This is a genomic window from Glutamicibacter sp. TV12E, assembly GCF_052441935.1.
GTDB lineage: Bacteria > Actinomycetota > Actinomycetes > Actinomycetales > Micrococcaceae > Glutamicibacter.
In genome coordinates this window covers 2640929-2667490 of the sequence record NZ_JBQVVF010000001.1, presented here as the reverse complement: position 1 = coordinate 2667490, position 26562 = coordinate 2640929, and the positions used below count along the sequence as shown (strand labels likewise).

Below are 26562 nucleotides of genomic sequence, written 5' to 3'. Positions count from 1 at the left end.
ATTCTTCCCCTGACGCTGGGCTAAATCTATTCACATGTCGCGAAGTTCGCTGGACTTTCCCCGTCCGCGATTTTTGTCAACGCTGTCCGAGCTTGTGACAACGTTGATATCTTCAGGACGTTCAACCCTTCGGGGACTCTTCCCACGACCTCGTTGCAGTTATCCGCAGGTGCCAGGAAAATGGTTGCGCCAGCATTTTTCGCGGCAACCATTTTCTGGGCTATGCCGCCAATCGGACCAACATTCCCTTCAGCCGAGATCTCCCCCGTGCCTGCCACATGATGATTTCCCGCCAACGAGCCTTCGGTCAGCCGATCGATAATGCCCAAGGCAAACATCATTCCCGCGCTAGGCCCGCCCACATTCTGCAGCCCAAACTGAACGTCAATGGGAAACTTGTGTTCGGTACTCAAGTAGATGCCCAGTTGGCGTTCGCCATCGGCTTCGCCGGTTGTCACTGGGACAACCACATCCTTGTAGTTGCCTTGCTTGTCTTTGCGGCCAACGGTGAGTTCTGCTGGCTTCTCCCCATTGGCATTGAGCGACTTCTTCAGCTCGTCCAGGGAGACGATTTCTTCTCCGTTGTATTTCAGAAGGCGATCGCCCTTTTCCAACGACTTGCTGTTGGCATCAGACGAAAAGTCTGCGACGGTAAGCCAAGTTTTGAAGTCATAGCCGAGTTCTTTAAGTGCCGCGGCAATTGCCAGATCCTGGGATGAAGTCATCATCTGATCGTTCTGCTCATTTTGTTGCTGCGTCGACGTGTTGCGAGAAATGATCGTCTCTTCAGGCACAACGTCCTTGGCAGGATTGAACAATGCTTCAAGGACTACCGGAATCGTGACCCGGTTCTGCCCTCCCCCTTGGACATAAATAGTCAAGAGGTCTAATTCGCTCTGCGAGGGATAGGTCTTGTCCCCCTCAATCGAAATGACGTCTTTCCCGTTGTCCTCGTCTTTGCCCAGGGTGTTGAAGACTGGGCCGGGAGAACGAATCATGAAGTTCGTCGGCAGGAACAGCATGATGCCAATGAGCAGCAGTGCGAGAACGCCAACACTGGTTCGTTTAATGGCTTTGGAACCTTGGGGTGCTCGGCCAAATTCGCCGACCACTTTCATCGAGTCCTGTGGTTCCCGTTCGTGCACTGATCTTGCTCCCGCCAACTATCAAAAAAGATGCGGATCCGTCCTTGCGAACTTCACCACTCTTAGCCTACTGAAGCTTGAGCTCTAAAGGCATCAGCAAGAAGGCGTATTCAGTGTGCCGAAAGCGAACTGTCGCCAAGATTCATGGGAACTAAAGACAAGGCACGGTAGTTTTAAAGGCATGGCACAGAACCCCCCGAATAACCGCCCCAACGGCGACGACGATGATAACAATCAGCAGGATCCTTTTTCTGCCATGTTTGGTCAGCTCTTCGGTGGCGGATTTGATCCCAACAATCTTCCTCCGCAACTTCGCGATGCGCTAGGCGCCCAGGGTGATCCCGAGTCGATGCAAAAGATGATGCAGCAGGCACAAGCAATGATGTCGGCCATGATGAGCAACAATGCTTCATCGGGTCCGGTGAACTGGAAGCTTGCCTCCGATACCGCGCTTCAGGCGTACGCCAGCGACGATCCAGCCGTGTCAGAATCACGGCAGAGCGCAATCAACGACGCGTCGAATCTGGCCGACCTTTGGCTGAATAATTCAACGTCTTTCGAATCCAATGGCTTGGTGACCGAAGCGTGGACGCGCAAGCGCTGGTATGACAAGACCTTGGCGACTTGGAAACAGGTCACCGAGCCAGTTGCAGAATCGGTCGCAACAGCGATCACCGCCGCCATGAAAGAACAAATCCCTGAAGAGATGAAGGGAATGCTCGGCAATTCCGATGGCATGTTCCGCAATCTGGGTGCCAGCATGTTCGGCATGCAACTGGGCACCGCCCTTGGCGGATTGGCAACGGATGTTCTTGGTGGCACCGACATTGGTCTTCCGTTGGCCGGCAGCACCCCCGGAATCATCGCCACCAATGTGGCGAAGTTTGGCGAGGGCCTGGAAATACCAGAGCAGGAAGTGCTGCTCTATGTCATCCTTCGAGAGAATGCCCATGCACGACTGTTCAATCGTGTTCCGTGGCTAAGTTCAAAGCTTATCGGCGCCGTTGAATCCTATGCCCGCGGCATCCACATCGACATGTCTCGAATTGAAGAAGCCGTCCGCGACATTGACCCTTCAAATCCTGAAGCCCTGCAGTCCATGCTGGGTGAAGGGCTGTTCGCCCCACAGCGCACGCCAGAACAAGATAAAGCACTCGAGAACCTTGAGCTAACCCTTGCTCTCATTGAAGGCTGGGTCGACCACGTAGTGTCCCTGGCAGCGGCGAATCTTCCGTTTGCCGAGCATCTGCGGGAGACCATGCGTCGACGCAGAGCATCGGGCGGGCCCGCAGAGTCAGCTTTTGCCTCGCTAGTCGGCTTGGAGCTACGCCCTCGAAAGCTGCGTGAAGCAGCAGCCCTGTGGCAACACCTTAACGACGAGCGCGGCATCGATGGACGCGACGCCGTCTGGGATCACCCGGATCTCATGCCAACGCATGAAGATCTCAAAGATCCGACGACCTTCACTCAGCGTCGCGAGTTGGCAGATACCGAATTCGACGACTTTGATGTTGCTTTGGGCAAATTGCTGTCCGGTGGGTTCGACTATGTTGATCCCGAGAATGACGGCGCGGACCCGGAAAAGCCGACGGATCCGAATACACCTGAAGACCCAGAGAAATAATCACCAGATCCAAGCGGTGGGGAGGAAGGCAGTTGCGTTCCTCCCCACCGCTGTCTCAATTGCCACTATTCGGCGTCTTCGCCAAAACCATCGAGCGCGTCTGTTGGCCCGCCTAGCTCCTTGGCATGAGAGTTGTAGCCAGCGTGGAAAGCCTCAAGATACAAATCCGCTTCCGAACGCCTTTGAAACCTGTTGAGCAATTTCTGAAATTCAGGCCCATGCCCCGAACGTGGCGCTACCAGATGAGCCAATTCATGAACCAGGACATAGTCGCGGACCCATGAGGGCATTTGCTGGAGCTTTGACGAGAGCCTAATGCTTCTCTGCTGGTAGGAGGCTGATCCCCACCGCTTATTTTGGTTGGTAACCCATCGCACCGTTGTTGGCGAAGCCAAGCCGTCAAAGTAGTGCTGGTCCAGTTCGTGGGCCCTGCGTCCTAGCTCGGTGTCGGTATGCCCGGCATTTCGCCGTTGTCGACTCTGCCGGAATTTTTTGAGCATCTCATCAACGAACGAACGCTCAGTTTTCTCATCAAGCGCGGCTGGAACCTGGATAATCAAGGTTTCGTCGCGCCACTGCGAAGAGATGGTCTTTCGGCGCTTCGTGGAACGCACGACCCGCACCGGAATATCGTCATGGGCGACGAATTCAAAAATACTCGGCGAAACAGGCATCGAGCAGTGCTCCTCACACACGTAGTCAGTCGGATTCATGCAGCCTGGTGGCGCTTAAGCAGCTAGCCCCACGCTAAGGCCGAGGTGTCGGCAAGCAGCCCACCTCGACGCTGTATGTGAACAACTCCTATCCCCGGTGGGATTCAAGAACAGCTAGTACCGCTTCCCCATAGCGTTCGAGCTTGCTGCGCCCGACTCCCGCAATTTTCGATAGCCCCTGTATGGAGCCAGGTTGATGTTCAGCAATGGACATCAGCGTGGCGTCAGTGAAAATCACGAAAGCCGGGACCGAATTTGAGCGGGCTACTTCGGATCGCCAGGTGCGCAAACTATCGAACAAGGTCTCATCATAGGCGGCTGGGCAGGACGCACAGCGCTTCAGCTTGCGTTCTTTTGCACTGGTCAAGAACGAACCGCAGTTGGAACAGACGGCCGGAATTAGCTTGTGTTCACGTTTCTTATAGGTAGTTTGCTGTCGGCTGCTAGCCTGGCGAACTGACTTGATCCCATCCAAGAAGCGAGAGGGGTAGCGATGAGCCCTTCCGCCCGGAGTGCGCGCTAGCGACCAGGAAAGGAATAGATGTTTCCGAGCACGGGTAATGCCCACATAGAGCAGGCGGCGTTCTTCGTCAAAACCAGCCTGATCCTTGGCATAGGAAATGGGGACGAGTCCCTCGCTAAGTCCAACGAGGAACACAGCGTCCCATTCCAGGCCCTTGGCTGCGTGGAATGAAGCCAAGGTGACGCCATCCAGCGTGGGCGCGTGCTGGATCGCTGCGCGATCTTCAAGTTCCTTAACGACGTCGTGCAAGGTCGCTTCAGTGCCCTGCTCAATTTTGAGTGCAACGACTTCATCAGCCAGGCGCACCAGAGCGGACAATGATTCCCACCGTTGCCGGACGGCGCCGGTACCTCCGCTGGGAGCATTCACCGAATAGCCATGCGAGGAAAGCACGTCTCGGACTAATTGCGGCACCGAGGTTTCGGCAGCAACGCTCAATGCTGCCCGCAGGGCCAGCATGCCTTCTTTGACTTCTCGGCGAGAGAAGAACCGCTCTGCACCGCGCATGACATAAGGAATCGAATGTGCGGCGAGCGCTTGTTCGAAAGCCTGCGACTGCCCGTTGGTGCGGTAGAGAATGGCAATCTCAGAGATGTCTTGCCCCTCTCCCCGCAGCTTCTTGATGCGCTGGGCGACTTCCTCTGCCTCGTTCTCATCGTCCCTGGCTTCAAAGAAATCCGGGTTTGGACCATGGTCGCGTTGTGCAATCAATTCCAGGGGCTCAGGCCAAGTGACGTTTCGATCCGGAACGGAGGACTCAATCCGCCGAGTCGACAGCACCTTGTTGGCCAGGTTCACTACTTCGGGGGTGGAGCGGTAGTCCCGGACGAGCTTGACCACCTTGGCTTCCGGAAAACGCGTACCAAAGTTCAACAGGAAGTCAGGGCGCGCACCGGTGAACGAGTAAATCGTCTGCGAAGCATCACCAACAACGCACAATTCATTTCGTTGCCCCAACCACAGATCGAGCAGCCGTTGCTGCAATGGAGAAACATCCTGGTATTCGTCCACAACGAAGTGACGATATTGCTGGCGGACATGTGCAGCTACCTTCTCGTTGTCTTCGAGAATGGCAATGGTCAGCAGGAGCACGTCTTCGAAATCGATAACCCCTCGGTCATCTTTGAGTTCTTCGTAGGTTTGGAAAATCCTCGCCATGCTTACCGGCTCCAGGCCATTGGGCATCTCACGAGTTGGGGCGATTTTCGCATAGCTTTCCGGGGTGTGCATCGACACCTTGGCCCATTCAATTTCTGCTGCGAGATCACGCACCATGGCGCGGTCGCTGGAAATACGCAGTCGACGGGCAGCCTCTGCAATCAACGGGGCCTTATGCTCTACCAGATTTGGCAAAGTACCGCCAATGGCCTGTGGCCAAAAGTACTGCAGTTGGCGCAGCGCGGCCGCGTGGAAGGTTCTGGTCTGAACACCCGGCGCACCGAGCTGGCGTAAACGGGTCCGCATTTCTGCGGCAGCACGGGTCGTGAAAGTCAACGCAAGAACACTCGAGGGATTGTAAATACCCGTGTGCACTCCGTGCGCAATACGGTGGGTAATGGCCCGGGTTTTACCCGTGCCTGCGCCGGCCAGAATACACAGTGGACCGCTGAGCGTTTCAGCTGCTTGCCGTTGTTCAGCGTCCAGTCCCGCCAGCAAATCCAGTACTGGTGGAGCATCGTGTTCTGTCACTTGTTTAGGGCCTCCGGAAGGGGTTCTCCGTACCAACTACGGATCAACGCATGTGCTATTGAAACGCCACGCGGTATGTCTATTGTTCCTGATTCCAGGGCAAGACGCAGATCCTCTCGGCTGAACCAGCGCAGATCCTTGATCTCGGCCCCATCAGGAATCAATTCTTCGCTGATGGCCTCAGCCGCAAAACCGAGCATCAGGGAACGCGGCAATGGCCAAGGCTGGGAGCCGCGGTAGGCTACGTCGCCTATATGGACACCAGATTCTTCAAAGATTTCTCGCCGAACCGCTGATTCCAGCGATTCCCCCGCTTCGACGAAGCCGGCGAGCACCGAATACATATGCGTTCTAAAAGTCGCGTTGGCGCCCAGCAATATGCGGTCGTGGCGGTCAATCACCGATGCAATAATCGCAGGATCAGTACGGGGAAATAGCTCATGATCATTCAAATCGCATCGCTGTCCCCACCCAAAGGTTGTGGAACGGACTTCCGAACCACACTGCGGGCAGAATCGTTCAGAGCGGATCCAGTTGGTGATTGCTTGCGCTTCAACCAACAGCTCGGCTTGGACTTCGGAGAGGATCGTGAAGGCTTCCCGCAGAGAAATCCAGCGCTCAATATCCGCATTCGAATAGTTTTCTGCGCCGACAATGGCCAAAACGTAATCGCGTGAGCCGGATGTGCCGAGATAAACCAGGCGATCAGAATCATGGGCCACGTAGCCAGGCCCGTCCACAAAGTACAGTTCCGTGCCGCAGGCGGCAGCGCCAAGATCGGAAATCAGCATGACCTTGGTGGATTTCATGGAAAGTTTCTCGCCAAGCAACTCCGGGTTCGGCCGTTCAGTGAGCGGACGCGAAATAAGGGACTGCGCAAAAGGTAATCCCGTGATTGGAGTTTGATATTTCTCTGCCAAAGCCATACTACTAACCTAGTGCACTTGCCCCATCGCTCTTCTGTTTCAAACCGGGTGTGGATAGCCACGTTCGGAGAATTTTCATGTCAAGCCTGAACATTGCCGGTGAATCCCACCATATTCTGTGCGTCATTCAGCCTCAAAGGTCACGATCTCGCATACGGTGGAACATGTGAAACGCTCTGCCATGGAACTCGCCGCAATTGCCACCGCCGCCGTACCCGGATTAGCTCCGGTTGGTTTTGCGGCATTGTCAGACGACGCAGAAGATTTTGATTCAGCACTAATTGTCGACGCCCTCAAGCACCGGTGGCGTGTTCGCTCGCCGCGGCACGATGAGGCAAGCATGCGATTGGAAGCGGAGCTTTCCGCCCTCCGCGCCTTCTCGGCCAAAGTGCGGGCCTCGCTGCCATTTGCCCTTCCTTCGGTAGCGGGAACTGTCCGCCAGGGCTCACTGCGTACCTTCGTTTACAAGGACATGCCTGGACACGTTCCTTCCTTGGATGAACTTGTCGACGAGGGCAGCAACTTGGCCAAGGCGCTGGGCCAGTGCATGGCGGCCATTCACCAGATCCCAGATGAAGCTGTGGAAGTGGCCGGACTGCCGACCTACTCCGCAGATGAAGTACGCCAGCGCAAGCTCAATGAACTCGATACCGCGGCGGCTACCGGCAAGGTGCCAAGCAGGCTGTTGCGCCGCTGGGAGCACGCCATGGAAGATGTTGCGCTGTGGCGGTTTAACGCATCCGTAGTGCACGGCGACTTCGATGAAGAGCAGCTGCAAATTTCTCACTCTAGCATTACTGCCGTTAAGGGATGGACCGATTTGCATGTTGGCGACCCGGCAGATGATTTTGCCTGGCTCTCGTCAATCGAAGATCAGAAGTTCACGGACCGTGTTTTTGAAGCCTATGTTGAAGCCCGCGGCAAGGCCGCCGATCCACACATCATGCGCCGTGCCGCACTGGCCGCAGAATTCGCCTTGGCTCAGTGGCTTGTCAAGTCGCTTGATTCCAAGGATCCACAGCGCATCGCCGAAGCTGATGAGATGCTCCAAGAGCTTGACCACAATATTGCCGAGTTCGGCGGGCAACCTCTGTCAGTCGTCGAGGCGCCACGTCCCCTGGCTCCGCAGAGCAACGCACCAGGGCCCAAGCCAGCCGACGCGGACAAGGAAACTTCCGTAGCGCAGAAGCCCGCCCCGCTTCCATCGACGGGTTCGACCGCACCCCGGATTAATACGGCAAAGGTCACTGCATTGTCGGACCAGGCAACGGATTCGGGCAATTCGCCATCTGCAGTGGATGCGGGCCCTGGAGCGCCAGCCAAGGGCTCGGACGATGAGGTAGAGCCTTCGCCGGCTCTGCATGCAGGCAAGGGCGCAGAAGACACCAAGCCCAAGGTCGAGTCGAATATCGAGTCCGGCGAAAAGCAGCCAGCGCACAAGCCTCGAGAAAAGCCGAATGCCTCGGAGACTGAAGCCGACACAGCGAAACACAAGGAAGACCAGAACGGCGCCGCAAAGTAGCCCTCCAGGTTACTTTGCGGCGCCTGCAGCCTTAGCCTTCCAGCTGTTCAAAGGCGGTCGATATCATCTGTTCCAGCTCGGCTTCATCCGACAAGTGCTCGGCACGCACCGTCACGCCGGCAGCAACATAATAGAAAGCTGCCTTGATGTCTTCCAGCGCAATTGAGTGCAGCCGGGACCATCCCAACCGGTACACCGCAAGCTGGACAAGTTTGCTCTTCAAGTCCTTGCCGTGAGGGACTCGTCCAGTCTTCCAGTCAAGCAACAGCCATGTGCCATTGTCCATCTGGAAAACTGCATCGATCCTGCCTCGCACTGCCACCGGGCCCACGCGGGTTTCCAACGGAACTTCCACAAAGGCTGGTTGCAGCTGGGCCCATTCGCTGGCCAGGAATGCTTCCTTCATTGATTCCAGGTCCAAGGCTTCATCAAGATAGCTGTCGGCAGGCTCAACTAGATCGCCGAGATCCAGCATCGAGGTCTTTTCGTAGAATTCCTCAATCCACGCGTGGAAGGCCGTGCCGCGTCGAGCCGCAAGTCCAGGCCGCCTTGGCACGGGACGGCGAAGATTCTCCAATACCGACACCGGGTCCTCAGCCAATTCGACAAACAGCGAAGCACGCACATGTTCTGGTGCTTCAACGGCTCGTTCGCGATTGCCGAGGAAGGCACGCTGAGCGAGAAGTTTGTGCGCTTCTTCCGCCCATTGCTGGCCTTCGGGGGTTATCGATAGGCTGCCGGGGTCAGCGCTGAGCACATCGTCGGCGATTTCCTGGATCACTGCGCGTCGCGAATACCCAAGTTCCTTGTTTTTGATTGCTCCGGTGATCCGGGGGCCTTCCAGCGGGTCGTAAGGCCACAAGGCTTCCAGAGGAGTCAGTCTGTTGGGGTTCTGCTCTGGCGCCTCGTCGTTCTCTACCCAGACTCCAATTTCAGCTTTTGCGGCAGGTCCCTGGGCCAGCGGCAGCAGCGCGGAGAAGAACTCGGAAGCTTCGGTGGGTTTGCTTCGCGTGGCGGTCCAGATGCTGCTGCTGCAGATGAGCAGCGATTTGGCACGCGTGACCGCAACGTACGCCAATCGGCGTTCCTCGGCAATGTGGTGGTTCTCGACGTGATCCTTGAACAGGGATTCAGCTTCCAAGAGCTCCTTGAGCGCTGGCTGGTCGGTGTCCCACTGTGGCAGATCTTTTGCATCACCGCGCAAAGGCCAAGGCAGGGCCTTGTCGCCGCTGGTCCATCGGTCGGACTGCGAGCCAGGAAATACCCCGTCGTTTAATGACATGACGGCGACGGTGTCCCATTCCAGGCCTTTTGAAGCGTGGACAGTCAGCAGCTGAACGGCTTCTGGGTCAGCATCCTCGCTGGGAAGCGGCAATCCCTTTTCCTTTTCGGCCGCTTGCTCCAGCCACATCAGGAAGCCGGCCAGCTCAACGCGCGGAGCGTTGCGGCAATACTCGCGGGCAACGTCGGCAAAGGCATCAAGGTTGGCTCGCGAGGAATCGCGGTCCACCCAGGGTCGAACTGCAACCTCGATATCGAGATTCATGGCCCGTTCAACTTCGCGGATCAACGTTTCCAGATCATCATTGGCCATGAGCCTCAGGCTGGCCAGCTCGTCTTTGAGCGCTGTAAGCCGGCGCCGGCCTTCTGCACTCAGGCTTCGGCCATCGGAGCTGCTCCAGCCCTCGGATGGCAAGAAGTCCAGTGCTTCAATAAGGCTGGCTGCGTCATTGAGTTCTGCTCGGGCCGATTCGACGGCTTCAGCGTCAAGGCCGCCATCAACTGCGGCGGCCTTGGAATTCAGCCCATGGGAGCGACGCCGTTCGAGCTGGCGGGACCAGTCTGCGAATGCCGCGAGATCGGCGGTGCCGATGCGCCATCGTGCTCCGGAGAGCAGGCGCATCAGCTTGTCTGATCGAAGTGGATCCACCAGCACGTGCAGGCAAGCAACAAGATCGGCCACCTCCGGAGTGCTCAGCAGTCCGGATAGGCCCACCAGCTGGTAGCGCATGCCGCGCTCGGAAAGAACCTCGCCCATGATGCTCAACTGGCTGCGGTTCCGCGAGAGCACGGCACTGGTTTTCGCGGCCTGCGGATCGTTCCGCTGCTCGGCGGCAATCAAGTCCGCGATGGCCTCGGCTTCCTGGCGAACCGTTGCACAGCGGTTGAGCACCACGCGCCCCGGCTGGGCAAAGGCGGAGGGTTCCAATGGCTTAACGGTGACCGGCCCCGAATGGGCCGCTCCCCCGGCGGTGATCTGGTTGGCAGCGGCGAGCACGTTCACGGTATTGCGCCAGGCTATCGTCAGGTGCTTAACATGGGCGATCTCGCGCTGTTCGCCGCGGACGATAGGGAAGGTTTCCGGGAACCTGAACAGCTGGCCTGCACTGGCCCCGCGGAACCCGTAGATCGATTGGTTCGGATCCCCGACCGCGGTCACCGGATGGCCTTGGCCGTAGAGCTGGGAGAACAACACCATCTGGGCATGGGAGGTGTCTTGGAATTCGTCGAGCAAGACCACCTGGTGGCTAGCGCGTTCGGCGAGCGCGGCCGCGGGGACTTCCTGTGCGATCCTGGCGGCGTGGGCGACGAGGTCGCCGTAGTCCATGACTCCCAATCGCTTTTTCTCGCGCCCGTATTCCTCGGCAAGTTCGGCGATGGTTACCCTCGAGGCAAGCTTGTCGATGAGTTTCAGCGCTGCTTGCGTGGGAGCCTTGTCCTTCTCCGCATCCATGGGCAATGCCCGCAATTTCAGGACCAGGTCGTCGATCCATTGATGCGCTTCGGGGACAGCAGCCAGGTGCTCGGATGCTTCGGAGCTGAAGGAGACGATGGCGTCGATGAGGGTGCTGCTCGCGCTGTTGAGGTGCTGGTAGTCCCCCGTGTATTTCTCCAGTACCGAATGCCCCAGCTGCCACGATTGGGCCGCGCCGAGCAAGGCGCTATCTTCCTCCAGGCCGAGCCGAAGCCCGTGGTCCTGGACCAGGGTGTTGGCATAGGAGTGATAGGTGGACACCGCTGGGTCGAGGAAGTCGCGGGTATCCTCTTCGCTCAGCAGCCCGGTGGCCACGAGTTGTGCGATCTTGGCCCGGATTCGCAGCGACAGCTCCCCGGCGGCCTTGCGGGTAAAGGTCACGCCGAGGATCTGCTCGGGACGCACCAGCTGGTTGGCTACCAGCCAGACGACCTTGTCCGCCATGGTTTTGGTTTTGCCAGAGCCGGCACCGGCAATAACGAGCATCGGCTCGAGTGGAGCAGCAACAATCTCGGCTTGCTGCTCGGTGGGCGGGAACTTCTCGCCCAGGGCTATCGAGAGTTCTTGCGGGCTGTATTTGATGCTGCTCATGGTTCGGTGACCTGTCGTCCTTCGGCGCAAAGTGGGCAGATTTCCGGCAAGGTGCAGTTGCCCAGAATCCCCGCGGAACCCGCAACGTGGCGGGTAATGAATTCGCTATGCCCCATGAGGCTGGCAGCCTCCAGAATGAGGGTTTTCGCCCAGTCGTCCTCAGCCAAGGACGGTTGTTCCCTGATGGTGGGGCTTTTGGTATTGGTGCCAACGTAGACCAGCGATGCCCCGGCGGGCTGATCGGAGAGTCCCGCAGTGTCCGGGTTCTCCTGCAGCGCCCCTAGCTGGATGGCTGTTTGGTAGACGCCCAGCTGGGGGTGCTCCAGCGTGTCGTTTTTGCTTGGCGCCATGGAACCTGTTTTGAGGTCCACCACGGTGACCCTGCCGTTGGCGTCAGCCTCGACTCGGTCAATAATGCCTCGCAGCTGGACCTGCGTTCCATCAGGGGTGGGAACCTCGATTTGGAAGGGCATTTCGCGGGCAACCAGTTCGCGGCCTTCTTGCCTCATGGCGATGCAGTATTGGGCGAACTTCTTGAGCATCAGGGTCGCCCGGTCAAAGTCGCGCTGCCCTTCCCAGTTATCCAATTTCTCCAATTCCGGCCAGCGCTGCTCCAGGATCCGCTGGTACTCAGAACCGCTGGCTTCAGGGTGCTCTTCTGCTATGGAGTGAATCAGTGTGCCCAGGGACGCTGCGAAGTCATGCGCGGCCGTGCCGCCGGCGCTTTGCACAAACCAATTCAGCGGGGACTTGACCAGCGTCTCGACCTTTGACGGTGAAACTCGTCGTGGTTGATCCTCGGGAACCACCGGTGCGGTAGTAGACAACGGGAGCAAACCCCACCACTGCTCTGGATGCGCACCGCGCACCGGTTGCTGTGACGTGGCCAGCAGGGCCAGGACATTGACCGCGTCGCGGTACTGCCCGACGGGGTCGGATCCCTCGGCAACCGGGATGGCGCCAAGCTGGGCGGCTTTGCTTGATTCGGCGGTGTTGCGCAGCTGGGCCACAAGGGTTGGCAAGGAGCGTATGCGCGGCACCGCAGTAGTTGCCCTGCCATCGGGGCCCGGCGGATCGACAAGATCCAGGAATGACGAGGGCTGGCTATCTTCATTATCGACTGCGGTGCAAATCAGCTGTTCGGAAGCTCGCGACACCGCGTTGCTGAAACTACGCAGCTCGTCGTTCCTGATCTGGCGCACCAGATGCGTTGGCGTGCGCGTGGCCAGGAATCCGATGCCGTGCTCGACAACGTCAGCTAGCGCGTTGGAGCCCAGCAGTTCGCCGCGCAAGCGCAGATTTGGCCACGATCCCTCCTGCAAACCGGGAATGAACACAATGGGCCATTCCTTGCCGGCGGCAGCTGCCGTGGTCAGCACGGTCACCATATGCCCGCCGGCGGCACGAGTGGCCAGGGAGTCCATCGGCAAGTCCTGATTCAGAATGTGCTCGATGAATTGGGGCACGCTGGCACCTGGCAACTGGTCAACAAAGCGTTCAGCCGCTTGGAAAAGCGAGAGCACCGCATCCAAGTCATGATCGGCCCGGCGCGCAGACGTTCCGGTGCCTAGTGCTTCCTCGCGCCAGGCTTGGGCGCGGCCGGAGGCTTCCCACATGGCCCAGAGCGCGGTCTCGGGGGTAGCAGTTCCACTGGCAAGCTCGGCATTCAGGGCGCCATACATTTTCAGCAGGCGTTGCAGCCCAAAGGCCGGCTTTCCAAGGTCTTGAGCCAACTCGGGCTCCCGCAGGCAAGTTTCAAGAAGTTCCTGGCTGGAGCGGCGGCCGCCTCGGGCCGCCTCATGCTGGCGCAAAAGCTGGCGCAGGCGCCGGATTTCCAGTGCCGTGCTCATGCCGTAGCGGGATAGGAGCAGATTCTGCATCAGCAGCGGGTCATCAGCCGCCGAGTTGTTGAAAGCCAATTCCAGAAGGTCCAGCAGCGGGCGAACGGCTCCCTCGTCTTTGAGCGGGATTTCGGCCGGTGGCACTTGCACGGCGATCCCCTGCCCTTCAAGGAATCGGCTGTAGGAACGAACCTGCGATCCATTGCGAACCACAATGGCTATATCTGAAAGGCTCCGGTTTTCAAAGAGGCTCAACTGGACGATGCGCTGGGCGATGAATCGTTCTTCTAGCGTTGAATTCTCAAAAGCGAGTGCCAGGCATGCGTCGTCATTGCCCGCCTGCCGCGGCTCAATTGTTCTTCCCCGCAGTCCCGCGGCCAAAGGAACTCGTTGCACGATCCGTTCCCACGCTTTGGTGATCTGTGGCGGCATCCGGTAGCCATGGGCCAGTTCAAGCAATGTGGCTTCGGTGGTGCTCGTGTAATTCTGGGCGAAGCGATGCAGTTCGTCGGTACGAGCGCCTCTGAATCCCTGAACCACGCTATCCGGGGCGGCGAAAGCCACCAAGGGCCGGTCTTTGGCCAGGAGAGCCAAGAGCCGGTGTTGTGACAGCGTCGCTTCTTGAAGATCATCAACGAGGACCAGGGCAAGACGCTGCTGTTCGGCGTGGAGGAATTCTGGGTGCTCTTCAAGCAGTCCGGCGGCACGGGTAATGAGCCCGGCAGGGTCAAAGGCTTCCGCGCTGCCAAGGTCCAGTAGGTCGCGGTACTCCTGGTAGAAATGGGCGGCGGCAACCCATTCAGGCCTGGCAGCCTCTTCTCCGCGCTGCTCGATATCGGCTGGTTCCAGCCCCAGCTCGGAAACACGGTCAAAGAATTCTCGGATCTCCTTGCGAAAACCACGAGTTTCAATAGCCAATTCCAATTCGCTGGGCCACTGTGGACCAATGGTCAGGCCCGTCGCGTGCCCCTCGAGCAGGTTGCCGATTAGCGTGTCTTGCTCCGGCCCGGACAGCAGCCGCGGCGGCCGTTCCAAGAACGGCAAGAGCCCTTCTACGCGAGCTCGGCGGATGAGGTCAAAAGCGTAGGCGGACCAGGTGCGCACGACGGGTTCGGTGAAAGTTCGTTCGGCGCGGCGGCTCAAGTCATCGCGAATGGAAGCGGCGGTCAAGCGTGTAGGGGCAATAATCAACAGCGACTGCGGATCCAGTCCGGCGTCCAGGTGCGCGACGGCAGTGTTGATGAGGGCATTCGTCTTGCCGGTTCCTGGCGCGCCGGCAACAAGCACCGGGCCATTTATCGTCTGAAGCTGATCCACGATGTTCTGCGAATCCGACCGTACCTCATATCGCGTTTCATCCATGGTTATAGTTCATCATCCAATTCGGACATTTTGGGGTTGCCCAGTGACAGCCTGAGGATATCGATTTTCTCCCACTGTGACGGCGTGGGGTTCCAGCGAAGCTTCTTCATGTCTACTCGTCGACCCGGTTGTGCGAGTTGTTCGCTATCCCAGTGCTCGCGGGCTCTTGGACGGAGCGGTTCAGCAATATTTCCGTCGGCCCGCAACACGCGCCACCAGGGTGTTCCGCTGGGCGCAGCCGACATGGCTTTGCCTACCTGGCGTGGTCCGCCGCTGCCCAGGAGCTCGCCGATGTCGCCGTAGCTGAGTACGGCACCCGGTGGAATCAGCTGGGCAAGTTGATATACGGCCTGATCGTAGTCGAGCTGGCTTGGCGCTGCAGCATCTGTCATGGTCCTATTCTGCCAAGGAGCAGGCATTGATCCACAACGGGCGCGTCTGGCCGTCGCAGTATCTTGATCTGCCTGTAGCGTTGTACCCATGAATGAATGGCACAAGGGCCTCGCAATTGGCTTTGACTTGGAAACTACCGGCGTCGACACCACCACTGCACGTATCGTGACCGCATCTGTTGTGCTGCTTGACGAACAAGGCAATGTGGTTAATCGCCGTGAGTGGCTGGTCAATCCGGAAGTTGAGATTCCTGAGGCGGCTACAGCAGTACACGGCATCTCCACCGAGAAGGCCAGAGCAGAGGGCGCCCCGGCCAAGCAGTCGGTTCAAGAGATTCTGCAGCTGCTGATGTTCGCTTCTGAGCAATCGCCCATCGTGGCTTTTAACGCATCCTACGATTTTTCGGTGCTCTATCATGAGGCAGTCAGGTACGACCTGCCGCCGTTCTTCCCGGGCAATGTCATTGACCCTTTCATCATCGACAAGCAGGTCGACAAGTTCCGCAAAGGCAAGCGCACCTTGGCGGCGGCGTGCGAGTTCTATGGCGTAGTTCTAGAAAACGCGCATACCTCCCTGGCCGATGCCATCGCCTGCGTGGCCGTCGCTCGGCAAATCGGAGAGCGCTACCCGCAGTTGCGGGTGGATCCTCAAGTACTTCATGGCTGGCAGATCGGCTGGGCGCGCGAGCAGGCTGAAAGCTTCCAAACTTACCTTCGGAAAACGAAACCTGATGCCGTTGTTGACGGCGCATGGCCGATCATGGAGGCATAAGTCACAAGCCCACAAGGCTCTGTGCCTGATATCACAAGTTGACTGATCCCTGATGCGAGATTCTGCGGAAGTCAATAGTTCATGTTCTGTCACAAATCGAAGAATAATCTTCGAGCTGGACAGCTTGATGACTCCCAGCTAAGAATTTTAACCCGGTTTTCACACCCATTCGGGCGATTTTGTTCGATAATGGTTCAATGGAGGGTACTCTCTGTACCCATTTGAGAACTAAAGGAACACGCCTAGTGATCACAGTTAGTGACCTGCGCAAGGTCTACCAGCAGGGCAGCAAGGATGTTGTTGCTCTTGATGGTGTCAGTCTTGAAGTCCCCACCGGGAAAATTCATGGCATCGTCGGACATTCCGGGGCTGGCAAGTCCACCCTTGTTCGTTGCTTGACCTTGCTTGACCAACCGACTTCCGGCACCGTATCCGTCAACGGAAAAGAACTGACTAATGTCAGCTCCGAGGAGCTGCGCAACGCTCGTCGTCGCATCGGCATGGTGTTCCAGCACGCTAATCTTTTTGATTCGCGTACGACCGAGCAGAACGTTGCATACCCGTTGGAATTGGTTGGCACCCCGAAGGACCAGGTTGCCAGCAAGGTCGCTGAGCTATTGGAACTAGTCGGCCTTTCACAGTTCGCCAAGGCGTACCCTTCACAGCTTTCCGGCGGTCAGCGTCAACGTGTTGGCATCGCCCGCGCACTGACCACCGATCCGGATGTTTTGCTGTGCGATGAGCCAACCAGTGCTCTCGATCCGAAAACCACGGACGAAATTCTTGAACTGGTCAAGAAGCTACGTGATCGCCTGAACATCACGGTGCTGATCATCACCCACGAAATGCACGTGGTGAAGCAGGCCTGCGACTCCGTTTCCCTGCTGGAAGGCGGCAAAATCGTCGAGCACGGCGACATCGAAGCCGTCATTACCAACGCTTCGGGACGCCTGGCTTCGACTTTGCTTCCGCTTCCTGGCGACGCGCCCCGCGCTGAAGGCTCAGGCCCGATCCTTGATCTGCTCTACACAGGCCAGCAGGCAACCGAGCCAGTGATTTCCTCCTTGGCCCGCAAGTTCAACACCGATGTCAACGTCCTGGCCGGCTCCGTCGAACAACTAGGTGAGCAGCAGTATGCACACCTGCGTCTGCAACTGACCGCGGACGCTGATTTGGAATCTATCGTGAATCACCTGTCCTCCACCGGAATCGCAGTGACCGTGAAGGGAGCCAAGTAGATCATGGATTTTTTCACTCCAACAGTTCTCAAGGCCATGGGCACCGCCACAGTTGAAACTCTGCAGATGGTAGTCATCTCTGGAATCATCACTGTTGTCATCGGCCTGATCCTGGGCATCCTGCTTCACGTCACCGACAAGGGCGGGCTGACACCCATCCGCTGGCTCAACGTCGTGCTTTCAGCAATCATCGTCAACATCACTCGTTCGATACCGTTCGCCATTCTGATGGTTGCCCTAATCCCGTTCTCCGCGATGGTGGTTGGAGCCTCCCTGGGGCCCATTGCGGCCTCGGTCTCGCTGACCATCGGCACCATCCCGTTCTTTGCCCGCCTCGTTGAGACCGCACTGCGCGATGTATCCACTGGCAAGGTTGATGCGGCATTGGTCATGGGTTCCACCAAGATGCAGACCATCCGCAAGGTGCTCGTGCCTGAGGCCATGCCCGGCATCATCGCCGCCGTTACCACCACCGTGGTGACGCTGATCGGCTATTCCGCCATGGCCGGCCTGGTAGGCGGCGGCGGCCTGGGCCGCATGGCCTACACCTACGGCTACACCCGCTACAACATGCCGATCATGCTAGCGACGATCATCATCATTGTCGTATTGGTGCAACTGGTCCAGATCATCGGCGATGCCATCGCCCGCAAGGTCGACCACCGCTAGGGCAACTCTAGATTTCCACCGGTCCTGCCGGTGGAGCCGTGGAATATGTCATGACACGGCAAACCTCACTCGCAACCGTGCCCCACGGCTCGAAACCAAAGGAAGACAAGCTATGCGCAAAAAGCTCGCACTTGCAATCACCGGCATCGCCACTGCGTTCGCCCTGACCGCCTGCGGCAGCAGCGACCCATCGGCAGACGCCAGTGCAACTTTGGACCCGGCAAACCCGGTCACCATCAAGGTCGGCGCCAGCCCCGTCCCGCAGTCCGACATCCTGAACTACATCGACGAGAACCTGGCCAAGGATGCCGGCATCGACCTGGACGTCGTCGAAATCGACGACTATGTCACTCCGAACACCTCGCTCAATGAAGGCACCCTGGACGCCAACTACTTCCAGACCGAGGCCTACCTGAAGACCGAAACCGAGGAAAAGGGCTACAAGTTCGCCCACGGCGCTGGTATCCACGTGGAGCCAATGACCGCCTTCTCGAAGACCTTCAAGGATCCAAAGGACGTCTCCGAGGGCACCACGGTTCTGCTGAACAACGACCCCGTGAACCAGATCCGCGGCATGCGCGTTCTGGAACAGGCTGGCCTGCTGAAGAACATTGCCGACGATGATTCCATCCTCACCGTCCAGGACGACAAGGAAAAGAACCCCCTGTCCCTGAAGCTCAAGGATGCCAACGCAGAGCAGGTAGTCCAGTACTACAAGAGCGACGACTCCATCGGCGTGGCCGTGATCAACGGCAATTTCATTGTCCAGGCCAAGCTGAACAAGGACGAAATCCTGGCTCAGGAATCTGGCGACAACAACCCTAACGCCAACTTCCTGACCTGGCGCGAGGGCGAAGAGAGCCCAGCAATCAAGAAGCTTGACGAGCTGCTGCACTCGGATGAGGTTCGCGCTTACATCGAGAAGACCTGGACCGACGGAAGCGTCATTCCAGCGTTCTAATCCAGTCAGTCCTCCCAGATCCACGACTGTGAACTGCCCGAGATCCATATGGATCTCGGGCAGTTTCGTTAAGCGCCGCGCTGTACATCGGTGGATGCAAGGCATAAAAACCAGGGGCGGTGGGCACCAAAATCAGTTGGCGCCCACCGCCCCCGGTCGCTATATGGCGCTTAGGCCTTGGCAGCAGCTGCGGCCTTGGCGGCTGCAGGCAGTGCGGCGAAGATCTTCTCCATCGCGGCATCATCGTGCGCTGCAGAGACGAACCATGCCTCGAATACGCTCGGCGGCAGGTAGATGCCGGAGTCAAGCATGGAGTGGAAGAACGGAGCGTAGCGGAACCCTTCCTGCGCCTGCGCATCGGCGTAGTTGTGCACGCCCTTCGCAGAGGTGCCAAAGGCCACCGAGAACAAGGTGCCAGCACGCTGGATGGAGTGGTCAAGGCCGGCTGCGTTGAAGGACTCGGTGATCGCTGCCTGCAATGCCTCGGACTGCTTCCCCAAGTGGGCGTAGACGTCTTCGGTAGCATGGGTCAGCTGAGCGATACCGGCAGCCATCGCTACCGGGTTGCCGGACAGGGTACCGGCCTGGTAAACCGGGCCCAGTGGCGCCAAATAATCCATGACCTCTGCGCGGCCGCCCAGGGCAGCCGTTGGCAGTCCGCCGCCAATCACCTTGCCGAAGGTGTACAAATCTGCGGTCCAGTCCTCGACCTTGCCGGTCAGGCCCCAGTAGCCGGAGGATGATGCACGGAAGCCGGTGAGCACCTCATCGAGGATCAGCAGCGCGCCGTGCTTGCTGGTGGTCTCCTTCAAGAACTTGTTGAAGCCCTCTTCCGGAGTGACTACGCCCATGTTGCATGGGGCCGACTCGGTGATCACTGCGGCAATGTTGGCGCCATGCTCGGCGAAGGCGGCCTCGATGGCTGCACGGTCGTTGTACGGCAGCACCAAGGTCTCGGCAGCCGTGGCCGCGGTGACGCCTGCAGATCCAGGCAATGCCAGGGTGGCAACACCCGAACCGGCATCAGCCAGCAGCCCATCAAGGTGGCCGTGGTAGCAGCCGGAGAACTTGATGATCAGGTCGCGGCCGGTGTAGCCGCGAGCCAAGCGCACAGCGGTCATGGTGGCTTCGGTACCGGTGGAGACCATGCGGACTCGATCCACCCCGCCCATGCGGGATTTGATCAGCTGGCCGAGCTTGGCCTCATCCGGGGTGGAAGCTCCGAAGGACAGGCCGCGATCTACCGCGGCATGCACGGCAGCCTGGATTTCCGGGTGGGCGTGGCCCAGCAGCGCCGGACCCCAGGAGCAGACCAGATCGACATATTCCTTGCCGTCAGCATCGGTCAGGTACGCGCCCTTGGCCCCCACCATGAATGGCGGAACGCCGCCGACAGAACCGAAGGCGCGTACCGGGGAGTTAACGCCGCCGGGCATGACCTCGCGGGCCTCGGCAAAGAGCTGTTCAGAGTTCGACATCAGTCTTACTTACCTTCCTTGAGCCAACCGGCAACTTCGGCTGCGTAGTATGTGAGGATTTGCTGGGCACCGGCCCGCTTGATGGACAACAGGGATTCAAGAACGGAGGACCTGCGGTCAATCCAGCCGTTGGCGCTGGCTGCTTCGATCATCGAGTACTCGCCGGAAATCTGGTAGGCGGACACCGGTACCGGGGAGAACTCGGCGATGTCCCGCACGATGTCCAGGTAGCTCATTGCTGGCTTCACCATGATCATGTCGGCGCCCTCGGAAATATCCAATTCGGCTTCGATCACCGCTTCGCTGCGGTTGGCCGCATCCATCTGGTAGGTCCGGCGGTCCCCCTGCAGCTGGGAGTCCACGGCTTCGCGGAATGGGCCGTAGAACGCGCTGGCGTACTTGGCGCTGTAGGCCAGCAGCGAAACGTCCTGGCGTCCTGCGGCATCCAGTGCCTGGCGGATGACACCGATCTGGCCATCCATCATGCCCGAGGGGCCGAGCATGTGGGCTCCGGCTTCAGCCTGGGCCACGGCCATCTGGCCGTAGATTTCCAGGGTCGCATCGTTATCCACGGCGCCGTGGGCATCGAGCACGCCGCAGTGCCCGTGGGAGGTGAATTCGTCCAGGCACACGTCGGACATGACGACCAGTTCATCGCCGACTTCTTCGCGCACGGCTTTGATCCCCTGGTTCAAGATGCCTTGCGGGTCCAGGCCGGCGGAACCGGTTTCGTCGCGTTCCTCGGGAATGCCAAAGAGCATGATGCCGCCCAGGCCGCGTTGCGCAGCATCGTTGGCAGCGGCCTTGAGCGAGTCCACGGAGTGCTGGAAGACCCCTGGCATGGAGGTGATCTCGTTGGGCCGGCTCAGCCCCTCGCGCACGAAGGCGGGAAGGATCAGCTGGCGTGCCGACAGCTCATTTTCTGCGACCAGGCGGCGGATAGCTGGATTCTGCCGCAACCGGCGTGGTCGATGCTGGGGGAAACCCATGGCTCTTCTTTCTCTCGTGACTACTTGGTCTCTTCAGCTGCGGCAACGCCGTCGAGCTGAAGCAAATCCTTGGCCTCGCGGGCCAGGCCCTGCGGAGTTGGTTCTGCGGCGATCGCATGGACCGGCAGCCCTGCTTCTGCCATGGCCTTGGCAGTGGGCGCACCGATCGCGATGGTGTGCACCCTGGGCGGCAGCCGGTCGCCGGCCAGCTGGGTAAAGCGCCGGGCCACGCTGGGCGCCGAGAAGACGATCAGGTCCATCTCAACCAGTTTCCCACCAATAGCCCCGGGCGGCAGGATGTTCATCGCCCCCTTGGCCGTGGCGCCATCGAGCACAGTGCCGGATGCGGGGGCATTGACATTCTGATAGGCGATCACTTCGTCCACCGTGACCGGCTGCCCAGCCAGTCCGGCAGCCAAGGCGGAGCTGGCCAGGTCGCCATGCGGATAGCAAATGCGCGCGCCCGGCTCGGGATGCCACTGTTGCAGCATTCCGGCAGCCGATTGCAGCTGCGGCTGGATATCGGCCTTCCGGCCCAGCGTGGCGGCAATGGCCTGGCTGGTTTTTTCACCTACCGAGGCGATGCGCAACTGCGGTGGCAGAGGCCGTCCGGCCAGCAACTGCCCGAGCACCTGCACGGTGCTCACCGAGGTCAGCACCAGCCACGAGTACTGCCCATCGACAAGACGGCTTGCCATACTATCCAGGGCCTTGCGGTCCCGCGGCCAGATGGTTTCGATCAGCTGGGCACACCACGAGGTGATGCCCAGCTTGTCGAACTCCTGCACGGTGGCCTCGGCTCGCGCCGGGTTGCGCAGGATCAATGCTTGATAGGCCATGGGCGGATGATCTAGGCCAATCCGGCGATCACGGCCGCGCCATCGGCGATCATGGCACGTGCCAGGTCGCGGCCCAATTGCTGGGCCGAGGCGATGCCGGCGGCGGCAGTGCGCGCGCTTCGACGCATGGTTTGGGAGCCATCGGGATTGCACGCCACGGCTTCCAGCACAAGCTCTCCCCCGTCCAAATGCGCCAAGGCACCGATCGGTGCCGCGCAGCCTGCCTCCAGGGTGGAGAGCAGCGAGCGCTCGGCCACTACCTGCAGGCGCGTAGCCTCATCGTCGAAGGCCGCCAGCGCCTGGTCCAGTGCTTCATGGCCGGAGCCCGCGGTGCGCGTTTCCAGCGCCAGGGCGCCTTGGCCCGGTGCCGGGAGCATGATCGAGGGATCGAGGTATTCGGTGATGTACTTCGCCAGGCCAAGCCGGCGCATTCCGGCCGCGGCAAGGATGACGGCATCCAGGTCCCCCTGGGTGCCGCGTCCGACGCTGCCGTCATCCAGGGTTTCGCCGATCCCCTTGACCCGGCCCAGCCTGGTCGGCACATTGCCCCGGATATCCACGATCTGCAGGTCCGGGCGATGCGCCAGCAGCTGCGCCCCGCGGCGCGGCGAGCCGGTGCCCACCTTGGCGCCCTGCGGCAATTCATCGAGTCCAAGCCCGTCGTGCGAGCACAGCGCATCGCGCACATCTTCACGCGCTGGGATGCAGGAAAGCACTAAGCCCTCGGGCTGGGCGGTCGGCAGGTCCTTCAGGGAATGGACCGCCAGGTCGCAGCCGGAGTCCAGGAGGTTCTGGCGCAGCGCCGCGGCAAAGACGCCGGTCCCGCCGAGGCTGGCCAGCGATCCGGTGACCACATCTCCTTCGGTTTTCACCAGTACGGTTTCCACGCCCAGCCCGGAAATTTCGGACAGCTTCTGGGCAGCCCAGCCGGTTTGCGTGGTGGCCAGCGCGCTGCCGCGGGTTCCCACCTTGAAAGTTGCGCTCATGGCTGGGGCACTCCCACTTCCGAGTCGACAGCTGCAATGGTTGGCCGCAGCGTTCCGTCCAGGGCCCGCTTTTCGCAGCATCCCGGACGGCACACATCGAACCACGGCCCGCCTTCGACAACCGATTGGCGCCCCTCGCGCAGGGCCTTGCCGTCGGCGCCGAGCAGGCGTTCCTCGATCAAATCAACCAGGCCGGAGACAAAGGCCGCATGCGTGCCGGGGGTTGCCACCCGGTCAAAGGCCAAGCCCAGTTCCGCGCAGCTGTCCTTGGCTTCGGTATCCAGGTCCCACAGCACTTCCATGTGATCCGAGATGAAGCCAATGGGCACCACCACGACGCCGGCCACGCCGGCGGCGGCATCAGCTTCCAAGGCGTCGTTGATATCCGGTTCCAGCCACGGGGTGTGCGGCGCGCCCGAACGCGACTGGTACACCAGCGAATGCTCCAGTCCGGCAGCTTCATCCACCTGGGACAGGATGTATCGGGCTACCGCGCGGTGCTGGGCAGTGTAGAGGTTTTCGCCCAGGGTCTCGCGGATCGCTTGCGGACCGGCGGCATTGGCATCGCCCAGCGGGATCGAATGGGTGACGAAAACGATCTTGATCGCGCCCCCGGCCTTGCCGGCCTGCTCGAGCTGGGCGCGCACTGTGGCCAGGGAGCTGCGAAGCCCCTCGACAAACGGCTGCACAAAGGCCGGGGTGTCAAAGAACTGGCGCAGCTTGTCGACTTCGACTTCGCGGTCCAGGCCGGTAGCCAGAAGACCCATGCCCAAGTCTTCGCGGTATTGGCGGCAGGCCGAATAGCCGGAGTAGGCACCGGTGCCCAGCATCAGCACCTTTCGGTGGCCATCATCGGCCAGCTGCTGCAGGGTGTCGTTGACGAAGGGATGCCAGTTGCGGTTGCCCCAGTAGATCGGCAAGTTGATGCCGCGTGCTGCCAATTCGGTTTCCAGCGCGGACTTCAGTTCACGATTCTGCTCATTGATCGGCGAGACGCCACCGTTCTTGCGGTAGTGCACCGCGACCTCTTCGAGGCGTTCATCGGGGATGCCGCGTCCGCCGGTGACATTGCGCAGGAAGGGCAGCACGTCGTCCTGTCCTTCCGGGCCGCCAAATGAGGCCAGCAGCAGGGCATCGTACGCTTTGGGGGCCATCCGGCCGTTCTGGTCGTAGCCCTCGCGCGGATCGAAGGTCTGGCTCACTTCAGTACCTCAAGCGCCTCGGCGGCCGAGATGCGGCGTCCGGTGTAGAACGGGGTCTCCTCACGCACGTGGTGGCGGGCTTCGGTGTAGCGCAGGTGGCGCATCATGTCGACCAGGTCGATCATGTCGTCGGCTTCCAGGCAGATCTGCCACTCGTAGTCGCCGAAGGAGAAGGCGGCCACGGTATTGGCCAAGACGTTCGGGAACTCGCGGCCCAGGATGCCGTGGTCGCGCAGCATCTTTCCGCGCTCCGCAGGATCCATGGTGTACCAGTCGGTGGAGCGCACGAACGGATAGACGGTCATCCATTCCTTGGCGCGGATGCCACGGGCGAAGGCCGGCGAGTGGTTCTTGGCGAACTCGGCTTCGCGGTGCACCGCCATGGTCGAGTAGGCGATCTGGGTGCCTTCCAGCAGCGCCGAACGGCGGATCTGGCGCATCGAGGCCTGCAGCAGCTGCGCCGAAGGCCCGTGGACCCACACCATGATGTCGGCATCCTCGCGCATGGCCGAGACATCGTAGATGCCGCGCACGGTGGCGCCCTCGGCGGCCAGCTGCTCGATCAGGGCATCGAACTCGGTGGCGGCCTCTTCGCTGCGATTGATCATTTCGGAGCGCTTGAAAATGGTCCAGAGCGTGTAGAAGAAGGTCGGGTTCTCCCCGGCGTTCGCCCGTTCATTCATAACCGGCGAATTGTGCTCAGGTGCGTTGCTCACGTGATGTTCTCCTTGATCTGGGAATCTGAAATTGGATGTGGACATCCACAGTTGTTTGCTAAGTACTCAGCGGGCGCTGATGGCCACGGCGCGGCGTGCCTGGCCGATCACCCGCGCCAGGCCGGTGCCCGAAATCCAGGCGCCAACCACATCAAGCCCGTCAAAGGGGGCAAGTGCCTGTTCCAGTTGCTTCCGGCGTTCCATGGCGGCTTCGCCTTGCAGCGGCACCATATCGCTGAAGCGCGAGACGGCACTGCCCAGGACATCATCCCGATGCAATTGAACACCGAGAATCTTTGAAGCGTCTTTGATTGCCAATTCGATCAGCTGCTGGTCATCACCGGAATCCACCACTGGATCCTGCTCGCCGATCCGCCCGAAGGACAGGCGCAGGACGTGGGTTCCGGGTCCTGCCTCATCGGCAAGCCATGGCCACTTCGCCGTGGAGTGGGTCAGCGCCTTCGCAGTCAACGGCGCCTGCTTGGAGACCAGCACGCCCGAGCCGCGCGGCGCGTCGTCCAGCTCCGGCTTGTCCACCACCAAGATGGCCAGGGCAATGGCGTTCGGCGCGTTGTCGCTGCTAATCCGCGCTTTTTCTGCAAGCAGCGGATTGAGCAGTTCCAGCGCCCCTGCAGCCGGGGTGGCGATCACCACGCGGTCGGCGCGGATCTCCTGACCGAGGCTGCTGAGCGCATAGGGAACCTGGGCCTGCGCGTCGTAGCTGAGCGCGGTGACCGGCGAGTTCCGGACCAGTGCGGCCCCGTCCTCCTCCAGCTGCTGCACCAGCGCCTGGACCATGGTGTACATGCCGCCGTCGAGCCCGCCAACGCGCGAGCCGGCCGGAGCGGAAGCCTGCAGCATGGCCACCGCCTTGGCCAGCGATCCGGTTTCCTGCATGGCCTGGCGCAGCCCCGGGGCCGCGGCATCAATTGAAATCTTCGCCGGGTCGGTGGAGTAGACGCCATTGACCACCGGGGCCACCAGCTGGTCCAGGACCGCCTGCCCCATGCGGGTGCGAACCACCTCGGCCACGGAAAGCTTTTCGGTGGCCCATTTCCTGTTCATTGGCGTAATCAGGTCGGCTGCGGCACGCACCGTGGCGGCACGCCCGATAATATTGCGCACCTCGTCGCTGCGGACATCAGCGGGGATGCCCATCAGGGCCGTTGCCGGCATCGGATGTGCGAGAATCCCTTCCTGGCCGTCCTGGATCATCCATGCTGGCTTGCCGGAAGTTTTGGCAATCCGTGGTGACAGTTCCAGCTCATCGAGGTAGCTGGCCACGGTCCCCTGGCGCAGGGCAAAGGATTCGGCACCAGCATCCAGCGTCAAGCCGGCCACTTCGGTGGTGCGCAGGCATCCGCCAAAGCTGTTGCCAGCTTCCAGAACGGTTACTTCATGACCGCTCTGGCGCAGATCCCGGGCCGCGACCAGCCCGGCAATGCCGCCGCCGACGATGACCGCGTGCGGGGCTTGGGCCGGCAATTCGCCGTGGTGGACCTGCTTGGCGTGCCTGGCCTCGCTGGCCTTGCGCACCTTTTCGAGCAAGCGCAAGGCATGGGCCGGCGCTTCTGCCGCCTTGTCCCGACGCGCGGCTGTTGCGGGCGTTGATTCCTTGCTCACGTACTT

At 60.1% G+C, this 26562-nt stretch carries 20 protein-coding genes; 6 read left to right on the top strand and 14 right to left on the bottom strand.

From position 1 onward, the window contains the following. Positions 1-26: 26 nt before the first annotated feature. Positions 27-1145, bottom strand: a complete 1119-nt coding sequence (locus ACT7DV_RS12575) for a YlbL family protein (protein ID WP_444662983.1) — start codon at positions 1143-1145, stop codon at positions 27-29. A gap of 181 nt (positions 1146-1326) precedes the next feature. Here ACT7DV_RS12575 and ACT7DV_RS12570 point away from each other — a divergent pair, with 181 nt between their 5' ends. Next, positions 1327-2769 (top strand): zinc-dependent metalloprotease, encoded by a 1443-nt coding sequence (locus ACT7DV_RS12570; protein ID WP_444662981.1) that lies wholly within the window; start codon positions 1327-1329, stop codon positions 2767-2769. Positions 2770-2834: 65 nt separating this feature from the next. Here the strand turns inward: ACT7DV_RS12570 and ACT7DV_RS12565 are convergent, their stop codons facing one another. The 3 genes from ACT7DV_RS12565 to nudC form a co-directional block, all read right to left on the bottom strand. Beyond that, entirely contained in the window at positions 2835-3443 is a 609-nt protein-coding gene (locus tag ACT7DV_RS12565; protein ID WP_444662979.1) for a SprT-like domain-containing protein, read from the bottom strand. A gap of 127 nt (positions 3444-3570) precedes the next feature. After that, positions 3571-5694: an ATP-dependent DNA helicase UvrD2 gene (locus ACT7DV_RS12560; protein ID WP_444662977.1), complete on the bottom strand. Its 2124-nt coding sequence runs from the start codon at positions 5692-5694 to the stop codon at positions 3571-3573. Further along, entirely contained in the window at positions 5691-6503 is an 813-nt protein-coding gene (gene nudC, locus ACT7DV_RS12555; RefSeq protein ID WP_444662976.1) for an NAD(+) diphosphatase, read from the bottom strand. Before nudC ends, ACT7DV_RS12560 begins: the two co-directional genes overlap by 4 nt. Before the next feature lie 283 nt (positions 6504-6786). Here nudC and ACT7DV_RS12550 point away from each other — a divergent pair, with 283 nt between their 5' ends. Then, positions 6787-8142 carry a phosphotransferase gene (locus tag ACT7DV_RS12550; protein ID WP_444662975.1) on the top strand — a complete coding sequence of 452 codons (1356 nt, stop codon included), beginning with the start codon at positions 6787-6789 and terminating at the stop codon, positions 8140-8142. A 31-nt stretch (positions 8143-8173) separates the two neighbouring features. On the opposite strand, the gene ACT7DV_RS12545 is transcribed toward ACT7DV_RS12550, so the two are convergent. The 3 genes from ACT7DV_RS12545 to ACT7DV_RS12535 are packed head-to-tail and all read right to left on the bottom strand — an operon-like array spanning position 8174 to position 15083. After that, positions 8174-11488 carry an ATP-dependent helicase gene (locus ACT7DV_RS12545; RefSeq protein WP_444662973.1) on the bottom strand — a complete coding sequence of 1105 codons (3315 nt, stop codon included), beginning with the start codon at positions 11486-11488 and terminating at the stop codon, positions 8174-8176. Then, a complete protein-coding gene (locus tag ACT7DV_RS12540; RefSeq protein ID WP_444662971.1) occupies positions 11485-14691 on the bottom strand; it encodes an ATP-dependent helicase in 3207 nt (1068 codons plus the stop codon). Before ACT7DV_RS12540 ends, ACT7DV_RS12545 begins: the two co-directional genes overlap by 4 nt. A gap of 2 nt (positions 14692-14693) precedes the next feature. Then, complete coding sequence (locus ACT7DV_RS12535; protein WP_444662970.1) at positions 14694-15083, bottom strand: MGMT family protein; 390 nt, start codon at positions 15081-15083, stop codon at positions 14694-14696. Positions 15084-15171: 88 nt separating this feature from the next. On the opposite strand from ACT7DV_RS12535, the gene ACT7DV_RS12530 reads away from it, so the two are divergent. The 4 genes from ACT7DV_RS12530 (at position 15172) to ACT7DV_RS12515 (ending at position 18723) form a co-directional block, all read left to right on the top strand. Then, the gene (locus tag ACT7DV_RS12530; protein ID WP_444662968.1) at positions 15172-15855 is read left to right on the top strand and encodes a 3'-5' exonuclease; all 684 of its coding nucleotides are present in this window, start codon (positions 15172-15174) and stop codon (positions 15853-15855) included. A 245-nt stretch (positions 15856-16100) separates the two neighbouring features. After that, positions 16101-17093 carry a methionine ABC transporter ATP-binding protein gene (locus tag ACT7DV_RS12525; protein ID WP_444662966.1) on the top strand — a complete coding sequence of 331 codons (993 nt, stop codon included), beginning with the start codon at positions 16101-16103 and terminating at the stop codon, positions 17091-17093. A 3-nt stretch (positions 17094-17096) separates the two neighbouring features. Further along, positions 17097-17762 carry a methionine ABC transporter permease gene (locus ACT7DV_RS12520; protein WP_060702035.1) on the top strand — a complete coding sequence of 222 codons (666 nt, stop codon included), beginning with the start codon at positions 17097-17099 and terminating at the stop codon, positions 17760-17762. 112 nt (positions 17763-17874) lie between these two features. Next, a complete protein-coding gene (locus ACT7DV_RS12515) occupies positions 17875-18723 on the top strand; it encodes a MetQ/NlpA family ABC transporter substrate-binding protein (RefSeq protein ID WP_444662964.1) in 849 nt (282 codons plus the stop codon). Positions 18724-18893: 170 nt separating this feature from the next. Here ACT7DV_RS12515 and hemL read toward each other — a convergent pair whose 3' ends face one another. The 7 genes from hemL to hemG all read right to left on the bottom strand — a co-directional run bounded on the left by hemL (position 18894) and on the right by hemG (position 26556). Continuing rightward, the gene (hemL, locus tag ACT7DV_RS12510) at positions 18894-20201 is read right to left on the bottom strand and encodes a glutamate-1-semialdehyde 2,1-aminomutase (protein ID WP_060702037.1); all 1308 of its coding nucleotides are present in this window, start codon (positions 20199-20201) and stop codon (positions 18894-18896) included. Positions 20202-20206: 5 nt separating this feature from the next. Continuing rightward, positions 20207-21190 (bottom strand): porphobilinogen synthase, encoded by a 984-nt coding sequence (gene hemB, locus ACT7DV_RS12505; RefSeq protein WP_444662962.1) that lies wholly within the window; start codon positions 21188-21190, stop codon positions 20207-20209. Between the two features lie 20 nt (positions 21191-21210). Further along, complete coding sequence (locus ACT7DV_RS12500; RefSeq protein WP_444662960.1) at positions 21211-22029, bottom strand: uroporphyrinogen-III synthase; 819 nt, start codon at positions 22027-22029, stop codon at positions 21211-21213. A gap of 11 nt (positions 22030-22040) precedes the next feature. Further along, a complete protein-coding gene (hemC, locus tag ACT7DV_RS12495) occupies positions 22041-23015 on the bottom strand; it encodes a hydroxymethylbilane synthase (protein WP_444662958.1) in 975 nt (324 codons plus the stop codon). Continuing rightward, positions 23012-24217 (bottom strand): ferrochelatase, encoded by a 1206-nt coding sequence (locus ACT7DV_RS12490; protein WP_444662956.1) that lies wholly within the window; start codon positions 24215-24217, stop codon positions 23012-23014. The genes hemC and ACT7DV_RS12490 overlap by 4 nt, the downstream gene beginning before the upstream one ends. Further along, on the bottom strand, positions 24214-24900 hold the full coding sequence (gene hemQ, locus ACT7DV_RS12485) for a hydrogen peroxide-dependent heme synthase (RefSeq protein ID WP_444664856.1): 687 nt from the start codon (positions 24898-24900) through the stop codon (positions 24214-24216). Before hemQ ends, ACT7DV_RS12490 begins: the two co-directional genes overlap by 4 nt. 99 nt (positions 24901-24999) lie before the next feature. After that, entirely contained in the window at positions 25000-26556 is a 1557-nt protein-coding gene (hemG, locus tag ACT7DV_RS12480) for a protoporphyrinogen oxidase (protein WP_444662955.1), read from the bottom strand. Between the last annotated feature and the right edge of the window lie 6 nt (positions 26557-26562).

What these genes read in the sequence shown, in the direction of transcription:
- ACT7DV_RS12570 (WP_444662981.1), top strand. Translation starts at nt 1,327, where the DNA reads ATGGCACAGAACCCCCCGAATAACCGCCCCAACGGCGACGACGATGAT.
- ACT7DV_RS12565 (WP_444662979.1), bottom strand. Translation starts at nt 3,443, where the DNA reads ATGCCTGTTTCGCCGAGTATTTTTGAATTCGTCGCCCATGACGATATT.
- nudC (WP_444662976.1), bottom strand. Translation starts at nt 6,503, where the DNA reads ATGAAATCCACCAAGGTCATGCTGATTTCCGATCTTGGCGCTGCCGCC.
- ACT7DV_RS12545 (WP_444662973.1), bottom strand. Translation starts at nt 11,488, where the DNA reads ATGAGCAGCATCAAATACAGCCCGCAAGAACTCTCGATAGCCCTGGGC.
- ACT7DV_RS12540 (WP_444662971.1), bottom strand. Translation starts at nt 14,691, where the DNA reads ATGGATGAAACGCGATATGAGGTACGGTCGGATTCGCAGAACATCGTG.
- ACT7DV_RS12535 (WP_444662970.1), bottom strand. Translation starts at nt 15,083, where the DNA reads ATGACAGATGCTGCAGCGCCAAGCCAGCTCGACTACGATCAGGCCGTA.
- ACT7DV_RS12530 (WP_444662968.1), top strand. Translation starts at nt 15,172, where the DNA reads ATGAATGAATGGCACAAGGGCCTCGCAATTGGCTTTGACTTGGAAACT.
- ACT7DV_RS12520 (WP_060702035.1), top strand. Translation starts at nt 17,097, where the DNA reads ATGGATTTTTTCACTCCAACAGTTCTCAAGGCCATGGGCACCGCCACA.
- ACT7DV_RS12515 (WP_444662964.1), top strand. Translation starts at nt 17,875, where the DNA reads ATGCGCAAAAAGCTCGCACTTGCAATCACCGGCATCGCCACTGCGTTC.
- hemL (WP_060702037.1), bottom strand. Translation starts at nt 20,201, where the DNA reads ATGTCGAACTCTGAACAGCTCTTTGCCGAGGCCCGCGAGGTCATGCCC.
- hemB (WP_444662962.1), bottom strand. Translation starts at nt 21,190, where the DNA reads ATGGGTTTCCCCCAGCATCGACCACGCCGGTTGCGGCAGAATCCAGCT.
- ACT7DV_RS12500 (WP_444662960.1), bottom strand. Translation starts at nt 22,029, where the DNA reads ATGGCCTATCAAGCATTGATCCTGCGCAACCCGGCGCGAGCCGAGGCC.
- hemC (WP_444662958.1), bottom strand. Translation starts at nt 23,015, where the DNA reads ATGAGCGCAACTTTCAAGGTGGGAACCCGCGGCAGCGCGCTGGCCACC.
- hemQ (WP_444664856.1), bottom strand. Translation starts at nt 24,900, where the DNA reads ATGAATGAACGGGCGAACGCCGGGGAGAACCCGACCTTCTTCTACACG.